The organism is Pseudomonas oryzagri, assembly GCF_020831405.1.
Taxonomy (GTDB): Bacteria; Pseudomonadota; Gammaproteobacteria; order Pseudomonadales; family Pseudomonadaceae; genus Geopseudomonas; species Geopseudomonas oryzagri.
This window is the reverse complement of the sequence record NZ_JAJHPU010000019.1, coordinates 284,345-308,519: the sequence shown is the minus strand read 5'-3', so window position 1 is coordinate 308,519 and position 24,175 is coordinate 284,345. Positions and strand designations below refer to the sequence as shown.

Genomic DNA, 24,175 nt, shown 5'->3' with positions numbered 1-24,175 from the left:
AAAAGGACAACAACAATGATTATCTACGGTGTAGCCCTGCTGGCCATCTGCACCCTGGCCGGCGTCATCCTCGGTGACTTGCTGGGTGCCCTGCTCGGCGTGCAATCCAACGTCGGCGGGGTCGGCATCGCCATGATCCTGCTGATCTGCGCCCGCCTGTGGACGCACAGGAGCGGCGGCATGAGCAAGGAATGCGAGCTCGGCGTCGGCTTCTGGGGCGCGATGTACATCCCCGTGGTGGTCGCCATGGCGGCCCAGCAGAACGTGGTCACCGCCCTGCACGGCGGGCCGGTGGCGCTGATCGCCGCGGTCGGCTCGGTGCTGCTGTGCGGCGTCACCATCGCGGCGATCAGCCGTACCAACAAGGGCGCGCCGCTGCCGGCGCTGGAATCCGAAATCGCCCCGGCCGCCGCACCGGCCGTAGCTCCGGCGGGAGGTCGCTGACATGTGGGAAATGATCGAGAAGGGCCTCGCCCATAACGGCCTGATCACCGCCTTCGCGCTGGTCGGCGTGGTCACCTGGGTTTCCGTGCTGCTGTCCCGTCACCTGACCTTCGGTCGCGTGCACAGCTCGGCCATCGCCATCGTCATCGGCCTGATCCTCGCCTGGATCGGCGGCACCATCAGCGGCGGCCAGAAGGGCCTGGCTGACCTCGCGCTGTTCTCCGGCGTCGGCCTGATGGGTGGCGCCATGCTGCGCGACTTCGCCATCGTCGCCACCGCCTTCGAGGTGCAGGCCACCGAGGCGCGCAAGGCCGGGATGATCGGCGCGGTGTCGCTGCTGCTCGGCACCGTCCTGCCGTTCATCGTCGGTGCCGCCGTGGCCTGGGCGTTCGGCTATCGCGACGCGGTGAGCATCACCACCATCGGCGCCGGCGCGGTGACCTACATCGTCGGCCCGGTCACCGGCGCGGCGATCGGCGCCAGCTCGGACGTGGTGGCGCTGTCCATCGCCACCGGCCTGATCAAGGCGATCCTGGTGATGGTCTTCACGCCGATGTCGGCGCGCTTCCTCGGCCTCGACAACCCGCGCTCGGCGATGGTGTTCGGCGGCCTGGCCGGCACCGTCTCCGGCGTCACCGCGGGCCTTGCCGCCACCGACCGCCGCCTGGTGCCCTACGGCGCGCTGACCGCGACCTTCCACACCGGCCTGGGCTGCCTGATGGGGCCGTCGATCCTCTACTTCTGCGTGCGCGGCCTGGTCGGCTGAGCCAGCGGCGCAGATAACCGGGGCCGCCGTCCGGCGGCCCCGGTTTTTCCGTTTCTTTCTATGCTTGGCTAGAGCGGCCGGCCGGTGCCGGCCGCCGGCAGTGTTGCGGCGCGCAGCACGTCGTGGCCGCGGGACGCTTGCGCGCTGGCTCCGACGCCGCCCGTGGCGGGGCCGGCATGGACAGGAGACCCAGCACGATGAAACGGATTCTGCTCCCGGCGCTCGCGCCCCTGGCCCTGGCGCCCGGCTGGGCGTGCGCGGCGGATCTCGACGGCGCCACCCTGAGCCTCGCCTGGGGCATCCCCTTCGCCGGCATCCTGCTGTCGATCGCCTTGCTGCCATTGTTCGCCGCACAGTTCTGGCACCATCACTTCGGCAAGATCACCGCGCTCTGGACCCTGCTGTTGCTGGTCCCGTTCACCGTCACCTTCGGCCCGCACGCCACCCTGGCGACCATCGTGCATGCGCTGCTGGCCGAGTACCTGCCGTTCGTCGTTCTGCTGTTCGCGCTCTACACCATCTCCGGCGGCATCCTGGTGTGGGGCAACCTGCACGGCTCGCCGCGGCTGAACACCCTGCTGCTGGCCATCGGCGTGCTGCTCGCCTCGCTGATGGGCACCACCGGCGCGGCGATGCTGCTGATCCGCCCGCTGCTGCGCGCCAACGACAACCGCCGGCACCGCGTGCACGTGGTGGTGTTCTTCATCTTCCTGGTGGCCAATATCGGCGGCGGGCTGACGCCGCTGGGCGATCCGCCGCTGTTCCTCGGCTTCCTCGCCGGGGTGGGCTTCTTCTGGACGGTCGAGCACATGTTCCTGCCGGTGCTGCTGTCCTCGCTGGTTCTGCTGGCGCTGTTCTATGCCCTCGACCGCTATTTCTTCGCCCGCGAAGACGAGCTGCTGCCGCGCGATCCGTCGGCGGACTCGCCGCTGCAGGTATACGGCAAGGTCAACTTCCTGCTGCTGGGCGGGGTGGTCGGTGCGGTGCTGCTGTCGGGCAGCTGGAAGCCGGGGGTCGCCTTCGTCCTGCTGGGCACGCCGGTCGAGCTGCAGAACCTGGTCCGCGACCTGCTGCTGCTCGGCCTGGCCGGGTTGTCGCTGCTGATCACCGCGAAGCAGGTGCGCGCCGGCAACGACTTCGACTGGGCGCCGATGCTCGAGGTCGCCAAGCTGTTCGCCGGGATCTTCCTGACCATCGCGCCGGTGCTCGCCATCCTGCGTGCCGGCAGCGCCGGACAGCTGGCCGCGCTGGTGGGGCTGGTGACGGCCGGCGACGGCACGCCGCGCGACGCCATGTACTTCTGGATGACCGGCCTGCTGTCGGGCTTTCTCGACAACGCGCCGACCTACCTGGTGTTCTTCAACCTGGCCGCCGGCGACGCCCAGGTGCTGATGCACGAGCTGCCGCGCACCCTGTTGGCGGTGTCGATGGGCTCGGTGTTCATGGGCGCGCTGACCTACGTGGGCAACGCGCCGAACTTCATGGTCAAGGCGATCGCCGAACAGCGCGGCGTGCCGATGCCGAGCTTCTTCGCCTTCCTGCTCTGGTCGCTGGCGATCCTGGTGCCGTGGTTCGTGCTGCTGACGCTGTTCTTCTTCTGACCGCCGCCCCTGCGGTCGAAAGGCTTCGCTTCGTGCGGAGCCTTGACGTTCTCAGCCCTCGTGCCGCTTGGCGTACATCCGGCACTCGGCGAGCAGCGCCAGCAGGTTGGGGTCGCGCTCGCGGCTCTTGAGGAACACCACGCCGATCTGCTGCTGCATGCGGTAGCGCGCCTGCAGCGGGATCAGCCGCACGCGGTTCTCGTACACCGCGGCGATGCGCCCGGGCAGCAGGGCGTAGCCGACCCCCGAGCTGACCATGCTGAGCAGGGTGAAGATGTCGTTGACCTGCATCGCCACCTTGGGCGCGAAGCCGGCCTGCTGGAACACGCGCTGGGCGTCCTGGTGGGTGGCGAAGCCCTGGGTGAGGGTGATGAAGGTGGCCTCGCGCAGATCGGCCAGATCCACCTCGGCCTGCCGGGCGAACGGCGAGTCGGTGGGTACGGCGAGGAAGATGTCGTCGCGAAACAGCGGCAGCGAATCGCAGTCCGGGTCGGCCACGCTGTCGTTGAGCGACACCAGAATGGCGTCCAGCTCGAGGTTCTTCAGCTTGTACAGCAGATCGACGTTGGAGCCGAGGATCAGGTCGATGTTCAGCTCGCTGCGCCTGAGCTTGAGGCCCATGATCAGCTGCGGCACCGTCTTCACCGTCAGCGAGTAGAGCGCGCCGAGCTTGAAGCGCTCGGCGCCGAAACCGGCCGCCTCGCGGGTCAGGCGCACGGTGTCGACCATGTCGGCGATCAGCTTCTGCGCGCGGTCCTCCAGCACGTGGGCGCTCTCCAGCGGGGTGAGCTTGCGCCCCTCGCGGCGGAACAGCGGGCAGCGCAGGGCGCTCTCCAGCGAATGCAGGGCGCGGTGCACGCTGACCGTGCTGGTGTCCAGCTCGGCGGCGGCGCGCGACAGGTTGCCGCTGCGCATGAAGGCCAGGAAGATTTCCAGCTTCTTGAAGGTCAGTTCTTCGTCGATCTGCATGAGGGTTTTTCGCCGGCGCCGGTTTTCGTCGATTGTGCCGCAAAGGCGCTGCGCCCGCGCGCGACAGAAAATTGTCTTTTCTGCAATTTCTCCTCGATAGCATGGTCCAACTGCCTGACTTTGCTGGAAAAAACCTTTACCTGCCGGATGGCTGCGGATACTGTGCGCCCGTACAGGTATATGGCAGAAGGATGGCAACGCCAGCCGTTGCCCGACGCCTTTTCCCCCTCATGAACACTGCTGCCGACGCCATCGCGCCGGCACCGGGTCGCCGTGCCGCGACCCGCCGGTTGGAGACCGCTGGATGTCCGAACAAGCCCAGATTCCGGAGCAGAGCCGCAGCGCCGAGCGCACCCCGCCGGAGGCGGGGCGGACGGCGGCGGATCTCGCCGGCTCCGAGCGTCATCTCTGGGCCGGCTACCGGCAGGCCGCCGAGCGCCTGGCGGCCTTCTGTCTGCCCGGTCAGCCGGTGCTGGATAAGCTGCTGGCGCTGGCCGGCGAGCTGCTCAAGCGCAACGGCCACGACGCCAGCCTGCACGGCTACGCGGCAGCCGACGCCGCGCGCCTCGGCCTGCAGACGGCGGCGCTGTGGAACGTGCTGCTCGGCCTGCGCCTCGACGGCCTGCCGCTGCCGGCGCCGCTGGCCGAGGCGCAGCGCCTGCGCAGTCCCGCGCAGATCATTCAGGGGCGCAGCGCCAGCGCCCTCGACGCCGCGCTGCTGCTCGCCGCCCTGCTCGAACGCCTCGGCCTGCACTCGCTGCTCGTGCTGGAACAGGAGCACGCCTACGTCGGCCTGTGGCTGAACGCCGAAGGCTTCTTCCCGCGCATCTGCACCACCGACGCCCTGGCCCTGCGCAAGCGCGTGCAATTGAAGGAAGTGCTGCTGTTCGACAGCGGCCTGCTCGCCCGGGGCGTGCCGTTCAAGGAAGCGATCCGCGCCGCCCAGCAGCGCCTCGGCGACGAGGCGCGCTTCGCCCTGGTGCTCGACCTCGCCCAGGCGCGCGCCGCGCAGATCCACCCGCTCGACGCGCCCGCTGTGCCGGCCGCCGACCCGCGCGTGCTGGAGGCGCCCGAGCTGGCGGCCGCCGCCGCGGCGGACGACGACGAATTGCCCGCCGGCCCCGGCGGCCGTCTGGAGCAGTGGCAGCGCCGGCTACTCGACCTGTCGCTGCGCAACCCGCTGCTCAGCCTGCGCGACAGCAAGGTGGCCATCCCGCTGCTGGCCCCCGACGCGGCCGAGCTGGAGGACCTGCTGGCCGGCGGCAAGGCGTTCGCCATCGATGCGCTGCCCAAGGCGGCCACCGTCGAGGACGCCGCCGCCCAGGCGCAGGCCGCGCTCGCCGCGCTGCCCAGGGGCCGCCTGTTCGCCCCACTGGAGGCCGACAAGCTGGACGCCACCCTGGTCGAGCTGTATCGCCGCGCGCGCAGCGACCTGGAGGAGGGCGGCGCCAACACCCTGTTCCTCGCCATCGGCTTCCTGCGCTGGCAGCGCCCGGGGGTCAAGGACCGCAGCTACCGCGCGCCGCTGATCCTGTTGCCGGTGAGCCTGACCCGCAAGTCGATCAGCTCGGGCATCCGCCTGACCCTGGGCGACGACGAGCCGCGCTTCAACACCACCCTGCTGGAAATGCTGCGCCAGGACTTCGACCTCGACATCCAGGGCTTCGACGCCCTGCTGCCCAGCGACGAGCGCGGCCTGGACATCGCCGGCATCCTCACCCGCATGCGCCGCGAGGTGCTCGAGGTGGACGGCTTCGAAATCGTCGACGAGGTCGTGCTGAGCACCTTCTCGTTCGCCAAGTACCTGATGTGGAAGGATCTGGTCGACCGCGTCGAGCAGCTCAAGGACAACCCGGTGGTGCGCCACCTGCTCGACACCCCGCGCGAGCCGTTCGAGGCCGGCGGCGAGTTCGTCGCCCCGGCCGAGCTGGACCTGCGCCTCACCCCCGAGCAGCTGTTCACCCCGCTGTCCGCCGACTCCTCGCAGCTCGCCGCCGTGGTGGCCGCCGCCGAGGGGCGCAATTTCGTGATGATCGGCCCGCCGGGCACCGGCAAGTCGCAGACCATCGCCAACATGATCGCCCACAACCTGGCGCTGGGGCGCAGCGTGCTGTTCGTCGCCGAGAAGGCCGCGGCGCTGGAGGTGGTCTACCGCCGCCTGCGCGAGCACGGCCTGGGCGAGTTCTGCCTGGAGCTGCACTCCAACAAGGCGCGCAAGCAGGACGTGATCCGCCAGCTCGGCGAGGCCTGGCAGGCGCGCGGCGTGCTGTCCGACGCCGAATGGGCGCGCGAGACCCGCCGCCTGCGCCTGCTGCGCGACGAGCTGAACCAGCTGGTCAAGGCGCTGCACGAGCGCCAGCGCAACGGCCTGAGCATTCGCCAGGCGCTGGCCACCGCGGTGGCCAATGCCCAGGTGCCGACCGTCGCCCTGCGCTGGGCGAGCGCGGACCAGCACGACGCCGGCGCGCTGGAGCAGCTGTTGGCGGTGGCCGAGCGCATCGACCTGAATGCCGCCGAACTCGGCGATCTCGCCAATCACCCGCTGGCCTTCCTGCAGGTCGAGGAGTGGAGCCTGGCCTGGCAGCAGGCGCTGCTCCAGCAGGCCGGCACCCTGGGCGCGCGCGTGCGCACCCTGCAAGGCGCGCTGGTCGAACTGGGCCAGCGCCTGGGCCTGATCCGCCCGATCAATGGCCGCGGCCAGCTCGCCGCGCTGGAGCAGCTGCTCGACCTGCTGCCGCAGACCATCGGCAAGGAACTGGGCTTCGCCTTCCAGGCCGACGTGCTGGAGCGCCTCGACGCGCTGAACAAGGCGGTCGGCCTGCTCGAACGCTTCGCCGAGGCCGAGGCCGAGCTGTCGATCGCCTGGCCGCGCGAACGCCTGCTGGCGCTCGATCTCGCCGCGCTGGAACGGCGCTGGCAGGAAGCCGCCGGCTGCTGGTGGCCGCTGAAGATCCTCAAGCTGCGCCAGTTCCACGCCTGGCTGCACGAGCACGCCGGCGTCGGCGAGGGCGCCCAGGTCGGCGTCGACCTGGCGCAGCTGCGCGGGCTGCAGGCGATCAATGCCGAGCTGCAGCCGCTGCTCGCCCGCCTCGACGGCCTGCCCGGCTGGCGCGGCCTGGATTCCGATCCGGCGCAGCTGCGCGTGCTCGCCGACACCGCCTGGCGCCTGCGCCAGCTGCTCGCCGCGCTGGCCACCGATCCCGAGCAGCTCGCCGCGCTGCGCAGCGGGTTGCGCCTGCTGGTGGTCGACGCCAACGAACTGCTCGCCGCCGACGCCCCGGTCGGCCGCCTGTGCGGCCGCTACCTGCAGCTGCAGGACGATTTCGCCGAGGCGCTCGAGGAGTTCGCCAGCCTGGCCGGCCGCCCGGTGGACGAGCTGTACAGCCCGGGCATGGCCGGGCTCGCCCAGTTGCTCGAACTGACCGAGCGCCTGGAGAGCGGCCACGGCCGCCTGCATGCCTGGTGCGCCTGGTTGCGCGTGCGCGGCGAGGCGCTGGCGCTCGGCCTGTTGCCGCTGGTCGAGGCCCTCGAACAGGGCCGCGTGCCGGCCGGCCAGGCGCAGCGCACCCTGGAGGTCAACTACGCGCGCTGGTGGCTGGCGCAGAAGATCGACGCCACCCCGGCGCTGCGCAACTTCGTGGCGGTCGAGCACGAGCGCAAGATCGCCAGCTTCCGCGCCCTCGACGACCGCGTGCGGGAAATCACCGCGCAGTGCATCCGCACGCGCATCCGCGAGGGCCTGGTGGCGCGCGAGGATGCGCAGAAATCCAGCGAATTCGGCATCATCCGCCGCGAGCTGGAGAAGAAGGTCCGCCACAAGCCGCTGCGCCAGCTGCTGCGCGAGGCGCCCAACGCCGTCGCCGCGCTGACCCCCTGCCTGCTGATGTCGCCGCTGTCGATCGCCCAGTACCTGCCGGCCGATCAGCAGCCGTTCGACCTGGTGATCTTCGACGAGGCCTCGCAGATCACCGTGTGGGACGCCATCGGCGCCATCGCCCGCGGCCGCCAGACCGTGGTGGTCGGCGATCCGAAACAGCTGCCGCCGACCAGCTTCTTCGGCACCGCGCAGGCCGGCGAGGAGGAGGGCAGCGACGACGAGGATCTGGAGAGCATCCTCGACGAGCTGCTCGGCGCCAACCTGCCGACCGTGGGCCTGTCCTGGCACTACCGCTCGCGCCACGAGAGCCTGATCACCTTCTCCAACCATCGCTACTACAAGGGCGGGCTGATCACCTTCCCGTCGCCGGCCACCGCCGACCGCGCGGTCAACCTGCAGTTCGTCGGAGGTAGTTACGACCGTGGCGGCAGCCAGACCAACCGCGCCGAGGCCGACGCCGTGGTGGCCGAGATCGAGCAGCGCCTGGAAAACGTCGAGCCGGGCGCGCTGACCCTGGGCGTAGTCACCTTCAACCAGAAGCAGCAGACCCTGATCCTCGACCTGCTCGACGCCGCGCGGCGACGCAACCCGGCGCTGGATCGCCACTTCGACGAGGCGCTGATCGAGCCGGTGTTCGTCAAGAACCTCGAATCGGTGCAGGGCGACGAGCGCGACCTGATCCTGTTCAGCACCACCTTCGGCCCGGACAGCGTGGGCACGCTTAGCATGAACTTCGGCCCGCTCAACAAGAGCGGCGGCGAGCGCCGTCTGAACGTCGCGATCACCCGCGCGCGCGCCGAACTCAAGGTGTTCTCCAGCCTGCGCCCCGAGCAGATCGACCTCTCGCGCACCGCCGCCGAAGGGGTGAAGGACCTCAAGCACTTCCTCGAATTCGCCGAGCGTGGCGTGCGCGCGCTGGACGCGGCGGTGCACGGCTCGGTGGGCGGTTTCGACTCGCCGTTCGAGGAGGCGGTGGCCCGCGCCCTGGCCGAGAAGGGCTGGACGCTGCACCCGCAGGTCGGCGTATCGCGCTTCCGCATCGACCTGGGCGTGGTCGATCCGGACGCGCCGGGCCGCTATCTCGCCGGCATCGAGTGCGACGGCGCCACCTACCACCGCTCGGCCACCGCCCGCGACCGCGACAAGGTCCGCGAAAGCGTGCTGCGCGGCCTGGGCTGGGAAATCCTGCGCCTGTGGTCGACCGATTATTGGCTCGACCCCGCCGGCACCCTCGACAAGCTCGACCAGCAGCTGCGCAAGCTGCTGGAGCGCAAGCGGGCCAAGGTGCAGGAGTAGGGCGCGAGGGGTTGTAGATCGCGCGGGCTGGCCAAGCCCCGCGCAGCGCCCGCCGGCGCGCCGTTCAGATCGACATCTCACGCGGGGCTCTTCTGTAGGAGGCGAATTCATTCGCCCGACGGAGCCGCGTCGGCGAATTCATTCGCCCCTGCAGGGGATCGCGCGGGCAGGAAAAAGTCCCGCCCATTCCGCGTCGGGCCGCGCGTCGGCTTGGCGGGCGGGCAGGGCTGCGCCGTGGCCCGCCCTGTGCCACTCTCGATCTGCTTCGACCCATGACTGTAAGGGCGAATTCACTCGCCCGACCAGGCAACGTCGGCGAATGAATTCGCCCCTACAGGCCGGGAAATCGCTCGCCTGAGCGGGGCCGTCGCGCATGAATTCGCCCCTTGCCGGCCGGGAAATTGGCTTCCTTTGATGGCCGGTCGGATTCAGGATGCGCAGTGTCGTTCGGGTGCAATGTCCGGGCGGCGGGGATGGCAAGCTTTGCCAATGTTCCGGGCCAGGGGCGCGACGACGCCTGCCTGGGGCGCAAGGATGGCGACCAACGAAGCTGCGCTGTGCGACGCGGCGGGTTCGCCGCAGCCGAAGATTTCCGGACCGCTGCCGCCATTGGCAGTCGCGTCCGTGATGCCGAGGTACGCTGTATGCCTGATGAGACGCTTCACCTGCCTCTGATTCACCGCGTGCTGGAACGCGAGAAGGACACCCCGGGTGCCCTGCTGCCGATCCTCCACGCCATCCAGGACGATGCCGGGTACATCCCCGACGTCGCCGTTCCCGAAATCGCCCACGCGCTCAACCTCAGCCAGGCTGAGGTCCGCGGGGTGATCAGCTTCTATCACGACTTCCGCACCACGCCGCCGGCGCGCCACACCCTGCGCCTGTGCCGCGCCGAGTCCTGCCAGAGCCGCGGCGCCGAAGCCCTGGCTGCCCAGCTGCGCGAGCAGCTGCAGGTGGACGACCACGGCACCAGCGCCGACGGCGCGATCCACCTGCGGCCGGTCTATTGCCTGGGCGCCTGCGCCTGTTCGCCGGCCCTGGAGCTGGACGGCCGCGTGCACGCGCGCCTTACCCCCGAGCGCCTGCGCGCGCTGGTCGAGGGCTGCCTGGAGGACGGTTCATGCTGAAGCTGTGTATCCCCTGTGATTCCGTCGCCCGCGCGGTCGGTGCCGACGACGTAGCCGACGCCCTGGCCCGCGAGGCCGAGCGGCGCAACCTGTCGCTGGACATTCAGCGCACCAGCTCCCGCGGCCTGTTCTGGCTGGAGCCGCTGGTCGAGCTGGACGGCCCCGAAGGCCGTCAGGGCTTCGGCCCGCTGACGGTCGAGGACGTACCGTCCTTGCTGGACGCCCTGGCCGGCGACGCCGGCGCCCATCCGCTGGCCCTGGGGCCGGTGGAGGAGATTCCCTATCTGAAGAGCCAGCAGCGCCTGCTGTTCGCTCGCGCCGGCATCACCCGGCCGCTGTCGCTGGAGGACTACCAGGCGCATGGCGGTTTCGAAGGGCTGACCCGCGCCATCGCCCTGGAGGGCGATGACATCGTCGCCGCGGTGCTCGACTCCGGCCTGCGCGGTCGCGGCGGCGCGGCCTTCCCGGCCGGCATCAAGTGGCGCACCGTGCGCGGCGCCAAGGCCGCCCAGAAGTACGTGGTGTGCAACGCCGACGAGGGCGACTCCGGCACCTTCGCCGACCGCATGCAGATGGAGGGCGACCCCTTCCTGCTGATCGAGGGCATGACCATCGCCGGCCTCGCCGTCGGCGCCACCCTCGGCTACATCTACGTGCGCTCCGAGTACCCGCAGGCGGTGGAGACGCTGCGCGCGGCCATCGGCATCGCCCGGCAAGCCGGCTACCTCGGTGCCGACGTGGCCGGCAGCGGCCGCGCCTTCCACCTCGAAGTGCGCGTCGGCGCCGGCGCCTACATCTGCGGCGAGGAAACCGCGCTGCTCGACTCGCTGGAGGGCAAGCGCGGCCTGGTGCGCGCCAAGCCGCCGCTGCCGGCGCTGCAGGGCCTGTTCGGCCAGCCGACCCTGGTGCACAACGTGCTCACCCTGACCTCGGTGCCGGTGATCCTCGCCCGCGGTGCGCAGTTCTACCGCGACTTCGGCATGGGTCGTTCGCTGGGCACCATGCCCTTCCAGCTGGCCGGCAATATCCGTCACGGCGGCCTGGTGGAGCGCGCCTTCGGTCTGACCCTGCGCGAGCTGGTGGAAGGCTACGGCGGCGGCACCGCCAGCGGCCGGCCGCTGAAGGCGGCGCAGGTGGGCGGCCCGCTGGGCGCCTGGGTGCCGCCGGCGCAGTTCGACACCCCGCTGGACTACGAGGCCTTCGCCGCGATGGGCGCGATGCTCGGCCACGGCGGCGTGGTGGTCGCCGACGACACCCTGAACATGGCGCAGATGGCGCGTTTCGCCATGCAGTTCTGCGCCGAGGAATCCTGCGGCAAGTGCACGCCGTGCCGGATCGGCTCGACCCGCGGCGTCGAGGTGGTGGACCGCCTGATCGCCGCCACCGACATCACCGCCCGCGAGGAGCAGGCCGAATTGCTCAAGGACCTCTGCGACACCATGACCTACGGCTCGCTCTGCGCCATGGGCGGCATGACCGCCTACCCGGTGACCAGCGCCCTCAGGCACTTCCCCGCCGACTTCGGTCTGCAGACTCCGGAGGCCGACCAATGATCAACATCTTCGACCCCGCCACCGCCGACCTGGGCACCCTCGACCTTGGCACCCCCGCGCGCGAAAGCGAGGTGCAGGTCAGCCTGAGCATCGACGGCCGCGCAATCAGCGTGCCCGCCGGCACCTCGGTGATGCGCGCCGCGGCAATGCTCGGCACCAGCATCCCCAAACTGTGCGCCACCGACAGCCTGGAAGCCTTCGGCTCCTGCCGCATGTGCGTGGTGGAAATCGAGGGCATGCGCGGCTACCCCGCCTCCTGCACCACGCCGGTGGCCGAGGGCATGGTAGTGCGCACCCAGACGCCGAAACTGGCCGACCTGCGCCGCAACGTCATGGAGCTGTACATCTCCGACCACCCGCTGGACTGCCTGACCTGTCCGGCCAACGGCAACTGCGAGCTGCAGACCGTCGCCGGCCAGGTGGGCCTGCGCGAGGTGCGCTACGGCTACGAGGGCGCCAACCACCTGGACGAGGCGAAGGACGTCTCCAACCCGTATTTCGAGTACGACCCGAGCAAGTGCATCGTCTGCAGCCGCTGCGTGCGCGCCTGCGAGGAAATCCAGGGCACCTTCGCCCTGACCATCGAGGGCCGCGGCTTCGACTCGCGGGTCGCGGCCGCCGGCGGCGACAACTTCCTCGACTCCGAGTGCGTGTCCTGCGGCGCCTGCGTGGCGGCCTGTCCGACCGCGACGCTGATGGAAAAGACCGTGGTGGCGATCGGCCAGGCCGAGCGCAGCGTGGTCACCACCTGCGCCTACTGCGGCGTGGGCTGCTCGCTGCGCGCCGAGATGAAAGGCGAGCAGCTGGTGCGCATGGTCCCGGACAAGAACGGCCAGGCCAACCACGGCCACGCCTGCGTCAAGGGCCGCTTCGCCTGGGGCTACGCCACCCACCCCGACCGCATCACCAAGCCGATGATCCGCAAGAGCATCGACGACCCCTGGCAGGAAGTCAGCTGGGAGGAGGCGGTCACTTACGCGGCCGGCGAATTCCGCCGCATCCAGCTCAAGTACGGGCGCGACTCGATCGGCGGCATCACCTCCAGCCGCTGCACCAACGAAGAAACCTACCTGGTGCAGAAGCTGGTCCGCGCCGGCTTCGGCAACAACAACGTCGACACCTGCGCGCGCGTCTGCCACTCGCCCACCGGCTACGGCTTGAAGCAGACCCTCGGCGAGTCCGCCGGCACGCAGAGCTTCGACTCGGTGCTGCAGGCCGACGTCATCCTGGTGATCGGCGCCAACCCCACCGACGCCCACCCGGTGTTCGGTTCCCTGCTCAAGAAACGTCTGCGCCAGGGCGCGCGGCTGATCGTCATCGACCCGCGGCGCATCGACCTGGTGGATTCGCCGCACGCCCGCGCCGAGCTGCACCTGCAGCTGCGTCCGGGCACCAACGTGGCCATGCTCAACGCCCTGGCCCACGTCATCGTCAGCGAGGGGCTGATCGACCAGCGCTTCGTCGAGGAGCGCTGCGAGGCGGCGGCCTTCGCCCACTGGCGCGACTTCGTCGGCCTCGCGGAGAACTCGCCGGAGGCCCTCGGCCCGGTGTGCGGCGTGCCCGCCGAGCAGATCCGCGCGGCCGCCCGGCTGTACGCCACCGGCGGCAACGCGGCGATCTACTACGGCCTGGGCGTCACCGAGCACAGCCAGGGCAGCACCGCGGTGATGGGCATCGCCAACCTCGCCATGGCGACCGGCAACATCGGCCGCGAGGGCGTCGGCGTCAACCCGCTGCGCGGCCAGAACAACGTCCAGGGTTCCTGCGACATGGGCTCCTTCCCCCACGAGCTGCCGGGCTACCGCCACGTCTCCAACGACGCGGTGCGCGACCAGTTCGAGCAGGCCTGGGGCGTGACCCTGCAGCCCGATCCGGGCCTGCGCATCCCCAACATGTTCGAGGCGGCCCTCGGCGGCACCTTCAAGGGCCTCTACTGCCACGGCGAGGACATCGCCCAGAGCGATCCCAACACCCAGCACGTCACCGCGGCGCTGGCGGCCATGGAATGCGTGGTGGTGCAGGACATCTTCCTCAACGAAACCGCCAAGTTCGCCCACGTGTTCCTGCCGGGCAGCTCGTTCCTGGAGAAGGACGGCACCTTCACCAACGCCGAGCGGCGCATCTCGCGCGTGCGCAAGGTGATGGACCCGCTCGGCGGCTTGGCCGACTGGGAGGCCACCCAGCTCTTGGCCAACGCCCTGGGCTACAAGATGGCGTACTGGCATCCGCAGGAGATCATGGACGAGATCGCCAGCCTGACGCCGACCTTCACCCGCGTCAGCTACGCCGAGCTGGATCGCCACGGCAGCCTGCAGTGGCCGTGCAACGACGCCGCGCCGGACGGCACGCCGACCATGCACATCGAGGAGTTCGTGCGCGGCAAGGGGCGCTTCATGCTCACCGGCTACGTGCCCACCGAGGAGAAGGTCAACAGCCGCTACCCGCTGCTGCTGACCACCGGGCGCATCCTCAGCCAGTACAACGTCGGCGCGCAGACCCGGCGCACCGACAACGTCGCCTGGCACGAGGAGGACCGCCTGGAGATCCACCCCAGCGACGCCGAGAGCCGCGGCATCGCCGACGGCGACTGGGTCGGCGTGGGCAGCCGCGCCGGGCAGACGGTGCTGCGCGCCAGGGTTTCCGAGCGGGTGGCGCCGGGGGTGGTGTACACCACCTTCCACTTCCCCGAATCGGGGGCCAACGTGATCACCACCGACAACTCCGACTGGGCCACCAACTGCCCGGAATACAAGGTCACGGCGGTGGAGGTCACGCGGGTCTACCAGCCTTCCGAGTGGCAGAAGCGCTACCAGGAGTTCAGTGACGAACAGCGGCGCCTGCTCGCCGAGCGCCGTCGCGCCGAGAAAGCGGAGGGACGCCGATGAGCACCGACAACCTGATCAAGATGGCCAACCAGATCGCCCAGTACTTCGCCAGCGAGCCGGACAAGGACCTGGCCGTGCAGGGCGTGCGCCAGCACCTGCAGAGCTTCTGGACCCCGGCGATGCGCCGCGAGCTGACGGTCTGGCAGGAGGAGCACTACGGCGCCGACCTGCACCCGCTGGTGCAGGCGGCGCTGACGGGGGCGGGAAGTAAGGTCTAGGGCGACTCGGGATAGCCCCGCCTGTCGCTCGGTGCAGGCGGGAGCCCGGTGGCCGCGGGCCAAGCGGATTGCCGGAGCAGAAGTAGGGCGCTCCCAGGGATGGGACAACCTGCTGGCACCTGACTGTAGGGCGGATGGCCCCCGTGGAAAACTCGCGTAGCGATTTTCTACCGTCGCCGGATGCGGATGGTGGGAAATGCCTGCGGCAGTTTCCCACCCTACGTCAGTGGCCGGACCCCGCCGATACCCTTGTCACGCGCGACAGGGAGTTCCTTGTAGGGGCGAATTCATTCGCCTGGCGAGGTCGCGTCGGCGAATGAATTCGCCCCTACAGAAGAACCGCAGGGTGGATGGCCACCCCGTGGAAAACTCGCGCAGCGATTTTCCACCACCGCCAGATGCGGATGGTGGGAAATGCCTGCGGCAGTTTCCCACCCTACGTCAGTGGCCGGACCCCGCCGATACCCTTGGCATGCGCGACAGGGAGCTCCTTGTAGGGGCGAATTCATTCGCCTGGCGAGGCCGCGTCGGCGAATGAATTCGCCCCTACAGAAGAACCGCAGGGTGGATGGCCACCCCGTGGAAAACGACCGCAGGTTTTTTACACCGTCCTGCCACACGCCGTCAGCCGACGATATCCAGCGTGCTGGCGCCGTTGCCCTGGCGTTGCACACGGATCTGTACCGGGATGCGCTCGTGCATCTCCTGCACGTGGGAAATCACCGCCACCTTGCGCCCCTGCGCCTGCAGGCTGTCCAGCGCGTCCATGGCCAGTTGCAGCGACTCGGGATCGAGGCTGCCGAAACCTTCGTCGATGAACAGCGACTCGATGCGCAGCTTGCTCGACGCCATCGACGCCAGGCCCAGCGCCAGGGCCAGGGAGACCAGGAAGGTCTCGCCGCCGGACAGCGAGTGCACCGAGCGCAGCTCGTCGCCCATCTCGGTATCCAGCACCAGCAGGCCCAGCACGCTGCCGCCGCGTTTCAGGCGGTAGCGGCGGGCCAGCTGGCGCAGCTGCGCATTGGCGTGCTGGACCAGCAGGTCGAGGTTGTAGCCCTGGGCGATGCGGCGGAACTTGTCCCCCTCCGCCGAGCCGATCAGCGCGCCGATCCGCCCCCAGCGCAGGTGTTCGGCCTGCGCCGCGGCGATGCGCGTCAGCAGCTCGCGGCTCTGGCCGTGGCGGCGGTCGTCCTCGACCAATGCGGCGCGCAGCTCGACGCTGTGCTGCTCGGCCTGATCGCACTGGTGCTGCTGCTCGCCCAGCGCCTGCTCCAGTGCAGCCGGCTCCGGCGCTTCGGTCTGTTTGGCCTGGTGGGCGGCCAGTTGCTGGCTGCGCTCCTCCAGGCGCACCTGGCACTGCGCCAGGGTCTCGCTGGCGCGCTGCAACTGCTCGCGCAGCTCGCCGGCGCGCGCCGCCGGCTGGGCCAGCAGGGCGGCGAGGGTGGCGTCGTCGAGTTGCGGATGGCCGGCGCGCCAGGCGGCGAGTTCGTGCTGCAACCCGGCCTGCTCCGCGTGCAGCTCGCTCAGGCGCTGGCGCAGGTTGTGCTCCTCGGCGACGAGCTGGACCTGGCGCGTGTGGGCGTCCTGCCGCGCCTGCTCGGCGCTGCTCGCGGCTGCGCGCGCGCGGCCCTGCGCCTGCTCCAGCGCCTGTTGCCAGGCCGCGGCGCTCGGCTGCGCGCCGAGGCACTGGCGCAGGGCGGTTTCGGCCACGCGGCGCAGCTCGTCCAGCTCGCCCAGACGGGCGCCGCAGGTGTGCAGGAGTTGCTGGCGATGGTTCTGCTGCAGGCGTTCCTGCTCCAGGGTCGCTTGCCGCTCGCGTTGTTCCTCGTCCAGTTCGCGCTGCTCGTCCAGTTGCTGCAGGCGCTCGGCGATCTGGCGATCCAGCTCCATGAAGCTGAGCGCCGGTGCGGCCTGCCAGCGCTGCAGCCAGTCGCCGGGCAGCAGTTCGGCGAAGGTTTCCAGTTCGCTGTCCAGGCGCTGCTGGTCCTCGCTCAGGCGCTGCTGCTGGTGTTCCAGATTGCGCCTGGCGGTCTGGCTGGCCTGTTCGGCCTGGCGATCCTGCTCCTGCAGGCGTTCGCTGTGCTGCTGCAGCTCCAGCAGCTCGCTCTGGCGTTGCTCGGCCGCGCGGATCGACTGGCGCAGGCCGGCCACCTGGCCGGCCAGCCACGCGCTGCGCTGTTCGCCGGGCTGCGTCGCCAGCTTGGCGTGGGCGGCGAGGTCGCGCTCCAGCGGGCCCAGTTCGCCGGCGAGCCGCTCCCGCTCCTGGTTCGCTTCGCCGAGCTGGCGCTCCAGCTCGCGATACTCGGTGCGCAGTTCGATCTGACGGTCCCTGAGCCGCTCGACCTGCTGCTGGGCGCGTGCGGCTTCGGCCTCGTCCTGGCTGGCGAGGGCGGCGAGCAGGCTGTCGCCGTGGTGATAGGGATGCTCGGCGCTGCCGCAAACCGGGCAGGGCTCGCCGTCGCGCAGCTGCGCGCGCAGTTCCTCGACGCTGGCGCTGCGCGCCAGGCGCTGGCGTTCGAGCAGCTCGAGGGTGATCTTCAGCGCCTGCTCCGCGCTTTGCAGCTCGCTGCCGGTCGCCTTGCCGCTGGTCACGCACTGCTCGCGGCGGGTCTGCAGCTCGGTCGCGCGCGCCTGGACCCTGGCCAGACCGCTGGCCAGTTCCGTGTGGCGTTGGCAGAGACGCTGCGCTTCTTCCAGGGCGCTCAGGCGCGGGCGCCACCCGCCGAGTTGCCGTTGCAGGGTGGCGATCTGTTCGGCCGGCGCGCTGCCGCCGAGTCGCTGCTGCAGGGCGTCGAGCTGCTGGCGGGCGGCTTCCAGCTGCTGCTGGGCCTGGCTGGCGGCCTGTTGCAGCGCGGGCAGCTCCTCGCGGCCCTTGCCCAGCTGGTTGGCCAGTTGCACCGCCTGCTGCAGGCGCGGACGGTGGCCATCCCAGGCGCTGCACAACCCATGCAGGTCGGCGCTGTGTTGCAGGCGTTCGGTCAGTTCGTCCTGCTGGGCGATCAGGCGGGTTTGCCGCTCCTGCAGTTGCGCCAGCGTGCGTTCCCCGGCCGCGACGGCGTCGCGCGCCTGCTGTGCGGCTTGTTGCGCCTTGGCCAGCTCCTGCTGCAGTTCGGCGAGGCGCTGTTCCTCGCCATAGGCCTGGCGCAGCGCGCCGTCGGCCGACTGGCGGGCCTGCTCGGCGGCGTCCCGTTCGGCGGCGGTCCGTTGGGCGGCGGCGTCCAGCTCGATCAGCCGCTGCTGCAGGACCTGCTGCTGCTCGCCGTGACGTTGCAGACTGGCGTGCAGCTCGGTCAGCAGCGGCCCCAGTTCGGCCTGGCGGGCGAAGCGATGTCGTTCGGGGGCGAGCTGTTCGAGCAGGGCGAGGGTCTGGCGTTCGCCGGCCAGGTTTTCCTGCGCGGTGCGGGCAGAGTCCAGCTGGATCTGGGCGGCCTGCCGTTCGCCCTGCAGACGGGCCAGCTCGGTCAGCCACTGGCGCTGGCGTTCCAGCTCCTGCAGTTGGCTCTGCGCGGTCTTGAACAGGACGACGGCCGCGGCGTGGCGCTGCTCCAGATCCGCGCGCTCCTCCGCCTCCAGCGGGCGGATGCCGCCGGCCTCGCGCTCCAGATCCTCGAGGGCTTCGCGCGCGCGCTTGGCGGCGGCGAAGGCGGCCTTGCCGAGGCTGCTGTACACGCCGGTGTCGGTGAGCTTTTCCAGCAGGGCGCCACGCTCGTTGTCGTCGGCCTTGAGAAAGGCGCTGAACTCGCTCTGCGCCAGCAGTACCGCGCGGGTGAACTGCTGCAGGGTCAGACCCAGGCGCAACTCCATCTGCTCGCGGAATTCGATCTTGTTGCCGGTCAGCAACTGGTCGCCGTCGAGGTCGCGCAGGCTCTGCTGGCTGTTCTGCAGCTTGCCGCTGGCCTTGTCGCGGGCGCGGCGCACTTCCCAGCGGGCGCGATAGCGCTTGCCGTCGACGCCGACGAAATCCACCTCGGCATGCCCGCCGCTGGTGCCGCGGCGCAGCAGGTTGCGGCCGTCGTCGCTGCCGAGGGCATCGTTGTCGCTGCCGTCGGGCACCTTGAGGGTGGACTTGGCGTGCTGCAGGCGCGGCGTCTCGCCGAACAGCGCCAGGCACAGGGCGTCGAGCAGGGTGCTCTTGCCGGCGCCGGTCGGCCCGGTGATGGCGAACAGCCCGGCGCTGGCCAAGGGTTCTGCGGTGAAGTCGACTTCCTGCTCGCCGGCCAGCGAGGCGAGGTTCTTCAGGCGGATGGCGAGGATCTTCATGCCCGGCCTCCTTGCAGTTCCACGGTCTGCAGCAGGGTCATGAAGTCCTCCAGGACCTGGGCATCGGCTTCGTTGTGGTATTCGGCCTGCCAGCTGCGGCGGAACAGTTCCTGCGGGCTCAGCTGGTCGAGGCCGACCAGCGCCGGGGCCTCCTCGCTGCGCCCGTGGTATTCGCTGGCGATGCGCACCAGGCGGCAGCTCTTGCCGTCCAGCGCGGCCTCGATCTGCTGGCGCAGGTCGGGCTGCGGCTGCTCCAGCTGCACGCGCACCTCCAGCCAGGGCCGGCGCTCGCGCGGCAGCGCGGCGTCGGGCAGGGCGGCCAGGCGCTCCAGCACCTCGGCCAGCGGCGCGGGGCCCACGCGCAGCATGGCTACCGCGCGCGGCACCGGCAGCGATTCGACCGCGCGCAGTTCGGCGCCGTCCAGTTCGATGAGCAGCACCTGGTGCGGGTAGTCGACCTCGGCGAACGACAGCGGCAGCGGCGCGCCGCTGTAGCGGATGCGGCCCTGGCCGGCGACCTGCTGCGGCTTGTGCAGGTGGCCGAGGGCGACGTAGGCGACCTGCGCGGGGAACAGGCTGGCCGGCAGCGCCTCGGCGGTGCCGATGACGATGTTGCGCTCGGAATCCTCGGACACCGCGGCGCCGGCCATGTGCGCATGGCTGACCGCGATCAGCGCCTGCTCCGGCGTGCGGCGGGCTTCGGCGGCGGCGATCAGCTCGTGGTGCACCCGGTCGATGCCGGCCAGGTAGTCGTCGCCCACCGCGCCGCCGGTGACCTCGGCCGGCCGCAGGAACGGCAGCGCCAGGCACCAGGCGCCGATCTCGCCGTCCGCGCGGTGCAGCGGCAGCAGCAGGCGGTCGCTGTCCAGCACGTCGTCCAGCCGCTCGATGCGGCCGAGGGCATGGGCGTTGAGGCGGCGCATCAAAGGCGCCGGCAGCTCGATGCGTCCGCCCGAGTCGTGGTTGCCGGCGATCATCACGATGTCCAGCCGCGGCAGGCGCTGGTGGGCCTCGACGATGAAGTCGTACAGGCGCTCCTGGGCTTTGAGCGGCGGGTTGGCGGTGTCGAAGATGTCGCCGGCGATCAGCAGGGCGTCGGCCCGCTGCGCCACCAGTTGCTCCAGCAGCCAGGCGAGGAAGGCGGCGTGTTCGTAATCGCGATCCTGGCCGTGCAGGTTCTGCCCCAGGTGCCAGTCGGAGGTGTGGATCAGACGCATGATGGGTTCCCCAAGGTCCTTCACAGGGTGCGCAGCAGTATGGCCGTCGCGGCGATGATCAGCATGTGCAATGGATAGAAGAAGTAGGCCCAGCGGCCCACCGCCGAGACGCGCAGGCCCGTCGGCAGCGGCGCGCGCAGCAGCCACAGGCCGAGCGGCAGGGCGGCCAGGCAGACGGCGGCGATCAGCGCGTCGCGCGGCTCTCCGGCGAGCAGGCCGGCGGACAGCCGCGGGGTGAAATTGGCCAGCAGTACGGTGGCGGTCGCCAGGGCCGGCCACGGGCCGCCGCGTTGCAGGGCGAACAGGCAGAAGGTCGGCAGCAGCACGCCGGGCAGGCCGTAGGTCAGGCTGGCGTGCAGCCAGGCGGCGCCGCCGGCGAGCAGCCCGGCCATCAGCAGCGGCCCGCGCTGCAGGGCGTTGCAGCCCCAGGCGATGCCCCAGCCGAGGGCCAGGGTGACCAGGATGTTGAACTTGTGGGCGTTGCCCAGCATCAGATCATGAGCGGGCTCGCTGAATACCGCGAACAGCAGCAGGGCGCCGAGATGGCGGCGCTCGCTGGCGCTGAACGCGCCGGCCGGGCGGCGCGCCAGGTTGGCGGCCAGCGCCAGGCAGAACAGCGGAAAGGCCAGCCGGCCGACCACGAAACAGCCGGCCAGCAGCGGCTGGCCGGGGCTCAGGAAGCGCAGGTGGTCGACGGCCATGCTGGCCAGCGCCAGCCACTTGACCAGGTCGAGGCCACGCTCGCGGGCGTGGCTGGGCGCCGCCGCCCCCGGCAGGGGACGCACGGCGGCCGGGGTGGATGGCTGCGGCAGTTCGATCATGAGGGTCCTGGGTCGGCCGTCGCCTGGCGACGGGCCGGGCATTATCGGCGGCGATTCCGGCTGGCGGCAAACCCGATCGTCTGCAGCCGGAGGGTCTATATTTTTTCCAGACCGCTTGGCCCGCCATCCCGGCAGGCCGCCACACCCGCCGGCAGAGCGGGCGGGAGGGGGAAGACGGATGGTCGCTTCGGCAGTCATCAACTCGTCGGCCGCCGCGCCGCTGGATCTGGGGCGCGAGCTGTTGCAGGCCGGCAAGCTGAGCGAGTCGGATTACAACCGCCTGCAGCGCATGCAGGCCGCGCAGACCGAGCCCTGCTCGCAGCAGACCCTGCTGATGCGCATGGGTCTGGTGTCCGAGCAGGACATCGCCCGCCAATTGTCCACCTCGCTGGGCCTGCCGCTGGTGCCGGCCGGCGATTTTCCCGGCGAACCGCTGCCGATCGAACGGCTTTCCTACCGTTTCCTCAAGGAATGTCGCGCCCTGCCGCTTACGCAGGAGGACGGCGTGCTGCGCGTGGCGCTGGCCGATCCGCAGGACGCCTACGTGATTTCCGCCCTGGCGTTGGCCGCCGGCTGCCGGATCGAGTCGACGGTGGCGCTGGCCAGCGAGATCGAATCGGCCATCGAGCGGCTGTACGGCGAGGGCCGCAGCCAGATGGGCGACATCCTCTCGCGGGTCAGCGCCGCCGACGAGACGGAAAGCAGCGACGACGTCGAGCAGCTGCGCGACATGGCCAGCGAGGCGCCGGTCATCCGCCTGGTCAACCTGGTCATCCAGCGCGCGGTGGACATGCGCGCCTCGGACATCCACGTCGAGCCCTTCGAGAACCGCCTCAAGGTGCGCTACCGGGTCGACGGCGTGCTGCAGGAAACCGAGTCGCCGCCGGTCAATCTGTCGGCGGCGGTGATCTCGCGGATCAAGCTGATGGCGCGCCTCAACATTGCCGAGCGGCGCCTGCCGCAGGACGGCCGCATCGAGATGCGCGTACAGGGCAACGATCTCGACATCCGCGTGTCCACCGTGCCGACCATGCACGGCGAGAGCGTGGTGATGCGCCTGCTCAACCGCGAGAGCGTGGTGCTGGACTTCGCCGCGCTGGGCTTCAGCGAGCAGCCCTACCAGCGCCTGCAGGGCATCCTGCGGATTCCCTACGGCGTGCTGCTGGTCACCGGGCCGACCGGCAGCGGCAAGACCACCACCCTGTACACCGCGCTGAACATGCTCAACACCAGCGAGAGCAAGCTGATCACCGTGGAAGACCCGGTGGAGTACCAGCTCGAGGGGGTCAACCAGATCCAGGTCAAGCCGAGCATCGGCCTGACCTTCGCCAGCGCGCTGCGCTCGATCGTGCGCCAGGACCCGGATGTCATCATGGTCGGCGAGATGCGCGACCTGGAGACCGCGCGCATCTGCATCCAGTCGGCGCTGACCGGCCACCTGGTGCTGTCCACCCTGCACACCAACGATGCACCCAGCAGTGTCACCCGCCTGATGGAGATGGGCGTGGAGGACTACCTGCTGACCTCGACCTTGAACGGCGTGCTCGCCCAGCGCCTGGTGCGCAAGCTCTGCCCGCAGTGCCGCGAGGCGTGGACGCCGCTGCCGGAGATGGTCCGCGAGATGCGCCTCGACCAGCTGTCCGGCGGCAAGCCGGTGACCCTGCACAAGGCCAGGGGCTGCCCGGAGTGCAACGGCACCGGCTACTACGGCCGTATCGCCATCATCGAGGTGCTGACCATCACCGACGGCATCCGCCGCCTGATCCTCCAGCACGCCGACGCCGGCACCCTGATGCGCGCCGCGCGCGAGGAGGGGATGCTGACCATGTACGAGGACGGCTGCCTGAAGGCGATCCACGGCGTCACCAGCATCGACGAAGTGATCCGCGTCACCCAGGAGGGCTGAGGATGGCGCGCTTTCATTATCGGGCGGTGAGCAACGACGGCGAGGTGCACAGCGGCGACCTCGAGGCCGAGGACGAGCAGGGCGTGCTGCTGCAGCTGCGCGCCAAGGGCCTGATCCCCATCGAGATCGGCACCCGGCGCGGCTGGCAGTCGTTATTGCAGGTCGACGTCGGCGAGATGCTCGGCCGCACGCGCAGCCGCAAGATGGTGCTGCACTTCACCCAGAACCTCGCCTCGCTGCTGCACTCGGGGGTGGCCCTTGACCGCTCGCTGGACATCATGCTGCGGGTCGATCCCGACCCGCAGATGCAGCAGCTGATCGCGCCGATCCAGGAAGGCGTGCGCCGCGGCATCAGCCTGTCGAGGGTGATGGGCGAGCGCCCGGAGCTGTTCTCCGGCTTCTACATCAGCATGATCCAGGCCTCCGAGGTCGCCGGTAACCTTTCCGAGGGGCTGGCCAACCTGGCCTATTACATGGAGCGCAGCAAGTCGCTGCACGACCGCCTGGTGTCGGCGCTGATCTACCCGGTGATCCTGCTCGGCGTGTCGGTGACCTCGCTGCTGATCATCCTGGTCTACGTGATCCCGCAGTTCCGCCAGTTGTTCGACGACATGGGCGCCAGCCTGCCGCTGTCCACCCAGATCGTCATCGGCGCGGCAGAGGGGATTCGCACCTTCGGCCCGTGGCTGCTGCTGGCGCTGCTCGGCGCCGCGGTGGCCGCGCGCCAGCTGCTGCAACAGCCCGAATACCGCAACCGGTGGGACCGCCTGAAGCTGCGCCTGCCGCTGATCGGCGGGCTGCTGCAGCGGGTCGAGACCGCCCGCTTCGCGCGCAGCCTGGGTTCGCTGCTGACCGGCGGCGTGGCCCTGCTGCAGGGGCTGAGCATCGCCCGCCAGACCCTCGGCAACCGGCTGCTGGCCGAGCAGGTCGGCCTCGCCGCCGAAGGCCTCAAGCAGGGGCGCCAGCTGGCGCCGCCGCTGCTCGCCAGCGGCCTGTTCCCCTCGCTGGCGATGCAGATGATCCAGGTAGGCGAGGAAACCGGGCATCTCGACGAGATGCTGATGAAGGTCGCCGATACCTACGACCGCGAGGTGGAGAACGCCATCCAGCGCCTGCTGGCGATACTCGAGCCGCTGTTGATCGTCGGCCTGGGGGTGCTGATCGCCGGGATCATCCTCTCGGTGCTGGTCGCCATCATGAGCATCACCGAACTACCCATATGAAGCAGGAGATAC

General features: G+C 70.3%; 14 protein-coding genes. 10 read left to right on the top strand and 4 right to left on the bottom strand.

The window, feature by feature from the left end:
- Positions 1 to 15 precede the first annotated feature (15 nt).
- The 3 genes from madL (at position 16) to LMJ29_RS09175 (ending at position 2,811) form a co-directional block, all read left to right on the top strand.
- Positions 16 to 444 carry a malonate transporter subunit MadL gene (gene madL, locus LMJ29_RS09185; RefSeq protein ID WP_229605221.1) on the top strand — a complete coding sequence of 143 codons (429 nt, stop codon included), beginning with the start codon at positions 16 to 18 and terminating at the stop codon, positions 442 to 444.
- Between the two features lies 1 nt (position 445).
- Positions 446 to 1,210 (top strand): malonate transporter subunit MadM, encoded by a 765-nt coding sequence (gene madM, locus LMJ29_RS09180; RefSeq protein WP_229605220.1) that lies wholly within the window; start codon positions 446 to 448, stop codon positions 1,208 to 1,210.
- A gap of 197 nt (positions 1,211 to 1,407) precedes the next feature.
- Positions 1,408 to 2,811, top strand: a complete 1,404-nt coding sequence (locus LMJ29_RS09175; protein WP_229605219.1) for a sodium:proton antiporter — start codon at positions 1,408 to 1,410, stop codon at positions 2,809 to 2,811.
- Between the two features lie 51 nt (positions 2,812 to 2,862).
- Here the strand turns inward: LMJ29_RS09175 and LMJ29_RS09170 are convergent, their stop codons facing one another.
- Entirely contained in the window at positions 2,863 to 3,780 is a 918-nt protein-coding gene (locus LMJ29_RS09170) for a LysR family transcriptional regulator (RefSeq protein WP_229605218.1), read from the bottom strand.
- A 304-nt stretch (positions 3,781 to 4,084) separates the two neighbouring features.
- On the opposite strand from LMJ29_RS09170, the gene LMJ29_RS09165 reads away from it, so the two are divergent.
- The 5 genes from LMJ29_RS09165 (at position 4,085) to LMJ29_RS09145 (ending at position 14,736) form a co-directional block, all read left to right on the top strand.
- Entirely contained in the window at positions 4,085 to 8,953 is a 4,869-nt protein-coding gene (locus LMJ29_RS09165; RefSeq protein WP_229605217.1) for a DUF4011 domain-containing protein, read from the top strand.
- Between the two features lie 644 nt (positions 8,954 to 9,597).
- Positions 9,598 to 10,080 (top strand): formate dehydrogenase subunit gamma, encoded by a 483-nt coding sequence (locus tag LMJ29_RS09160; RefSeq protein ID WP_229605216.1) that lies wholly within the window; start codon positions 9,598 to 9,600, stop codon positions 10,078 to 10,080.
- Positions 10,074 to 11,633: a formate dehydrogenase beta subunit gene (locus tag LMJ29_RS09155; RefSeq protein WP_229605215.1), complete on the top strand. Its 1,560-nt coding sequence runs from the start codon at positions 10,074 to 10,076 to the stop codon at positions 11,631 to 11,633. Before LMJ29_RS09160 ends, LMJ29_RS09155 begins: the two co-directional genes overlap by 7 nt.
- Positions 11,630 to 14,518 carry a formate dehydrogenase subunit alpha gene (fdhF, locus tag LMJ29_RS09150; RefSeq protein ID WP_229605214.1) on the top strand — a complete coding sequence of 963 codons (2,889 nt, stop codon included), beginning with the start codon at positions 11,630 to 11,632 and terminating at the stop codon, positions 14,516 to 14,518. The genes LMJ29_RS09155 and fdhF overlap by 4 nt, the downstream gene beginning before the upstream one ends.
- On the top strand, positions 14,515 to 14,736 hold the full coding sequence (locus LMJ29_RS09145; RefSeq protein WP_229605213.1) for a formate dehydrogenase subunit delta: 222 nt from the start codon (positions 14,515 to 14,517) through the stop codon (positions 14,734 to 14,736). Before fdhF ends, LMJ29_RS09145 begins: the two co-directional genes overlap by 4 nt.
- Positions 14,737 to 15,360: 624 nt before the next feature.
- On the opposite strand, the gene LMJ29_RS09140 is transcribed toward LMJ29_RS09145, so the two are convergent.
- The 3 genes from LMJ29_RS09140 to LMJ29_RS09130 are packed head-to-tail and all read right to left on the bottom strand — an operon-like array spanning position 15,361 to position 21,034.
- Positions 15,361 to 18,996: an AAA family ATPase gene (locus tag LMJ29_RS09140; RefSeq protein ID WP_229605212.1), complete on the bottom strand. Its 3,636-nt coding sequence runs from the start codon at positions 18,994 to 18,996 to the stop codon at positions 15,361 to 15,363.
- Entirely contained in the window at positions 18,993 to 20,213 is a 1,221-nt protein-coding gene (locus LMJ29_RS09135) for an exonuclease SbcCD subunit D C-terminal domain-containing protein (protein ID WP_229605211.1), read from the bottom strand. The genes LMJ29_RS09140 and LMJ29_RS09135 overlap by 4 nt, the downstream gene beginning before the upstream one ends.
- Before the next feature lie 20 nt (positions 20,214 to 20,233).
- Entirely contained in the window at positions 20,234 to 21,034 is an 801-nt protein-coding gene (locus LMJ29_RS09130; RefSeq protein WP_229605210.1) for a TraX family protein, read from the bottom strand.
- Positions 21,035 to 21,212: 178 nt separating this feature from the next.
- Here LMJ29_RS09130 and gspE point away from each other — a divergent pair, with 178 nt between their 5' ends.
- Together gspE and LMJ29_RS09120 are read left to right on the top strand one after the other, a co-directional pair.
- Entirely contained in the window at positions 21,213 to 22,940 is a 1,728-nt protein-coding gene (gspE, locus tag LMJ29_RS09125) for a type II secretion system ATPase GspE (RefSeq protein WP_229605209.1), read from the top strand.
- Positions 22,941 to 22,942: 2 nt separating this feature from the next.
- Entirely contained in the window at positions 22,943 to 24,163 is a 1,221-nt protein-coding gene (locus tag LMJ29_RS09120) for a type II secretion system F family protein (RefSeq protein ID WP_229605208.1), read from the top strand.
- Positions 24,164 to 24,175: the final 12 nt, after the last annotated feature.

Coding starts and splice junctions, on each gene's coding strand:
- madL (WP_229605221.1), top strand. CDS start 16: ATGATTATCTACGGTGTAGCCCTGCTGGCCATCTGCACCCTGGCCGGC.
- madM (WP_229605220.1), top strand. CDS start 446: ATGTGGGAAATGATCGAGAAGGGCCTCGCCCATAACGGCCTGATCACC.
- LMJ29_RS09175 (WP_229605219.1), top strand. CDS start 1,408: ATGAAACGGATTCTGCTCCCGGCGCTCGCGCCCCTGGCCCTGGCGCCC.
- LMJ29_RS09170 (WP_229605218.1), bottom strand. CDS start 3,780: ATGCAGATCGACGAAGAACTGACCTTCAAGAAGCTGGAAATCTTCCTG.
- LMJ29_RS09165 (WP_229605217.1), top strand. CDS start 4,085: ATGTCCGAACAAGCCCAGATTCCGGAGCAGAGCCGCAGCGCCGAGCGC.
- LMJ29_RS09160 (WP_229605216.1), top strand. CDS start 9,598: ATGCCTGATGAGACGCTTCACCTGCCTCTGATTCACCGCGTGCTGGAA.
- LMJ29_RS09155 (WP_229605215.1), top strand. CDS start 10,074: ATGCTGAAGCTGTGTATCCCCTGTGATTCCGTCGCCCGCGCGGTCGGT.
- fdhF (WP_229605214.1), top strand. CDS start 11,630: ATGATCAACATCTTCGACCCCGCCACCGCCGACCTGGGCACCCTCGAC.
- LMJ29_RS09145 (WP_229605213.1), top strand. CDS start 14,515: ATGAGCACCGACAACCTGATCAAGATGGCCAACCAGATCGCCCAGTAC.
- LMJ29_RS09140 (WP_229605212.1), bottom strand. CDS start 18,996: ATGAAGATCCTCGCCATCCGCCTGAAGAACCTCGCCTCGCTGGCCGGC.
- LMJ29_RS09135 (WP_229605211.1), bottom strand. CDS start 20,213: ATGCGTCTGATCCACACCTCCGACTGGCACCTGGGGCAGAACCTGCAC.
- LMJ29_RS09130 (WP_229605210.1), bottom strand. CDS start 21,034: ATGATCGAACTGCCGCAGCCATCCACCCCGGCCGCCGTGCGTCCCCTG.
- gspE (WP_229605209.1), top strand. CDS start 21,213: ATGGTCGCTTCGGCAGTCATCAACTCGTCGGCCGCCGCGCCGCTGGAT.
- LMJ29_RS09120 (WP_229605208.1), top strand. CDS start 22,943: ATGGCGCGCTTTCATTATCGGGCGGTGAGCAACGACGGCGAGGTGCAC.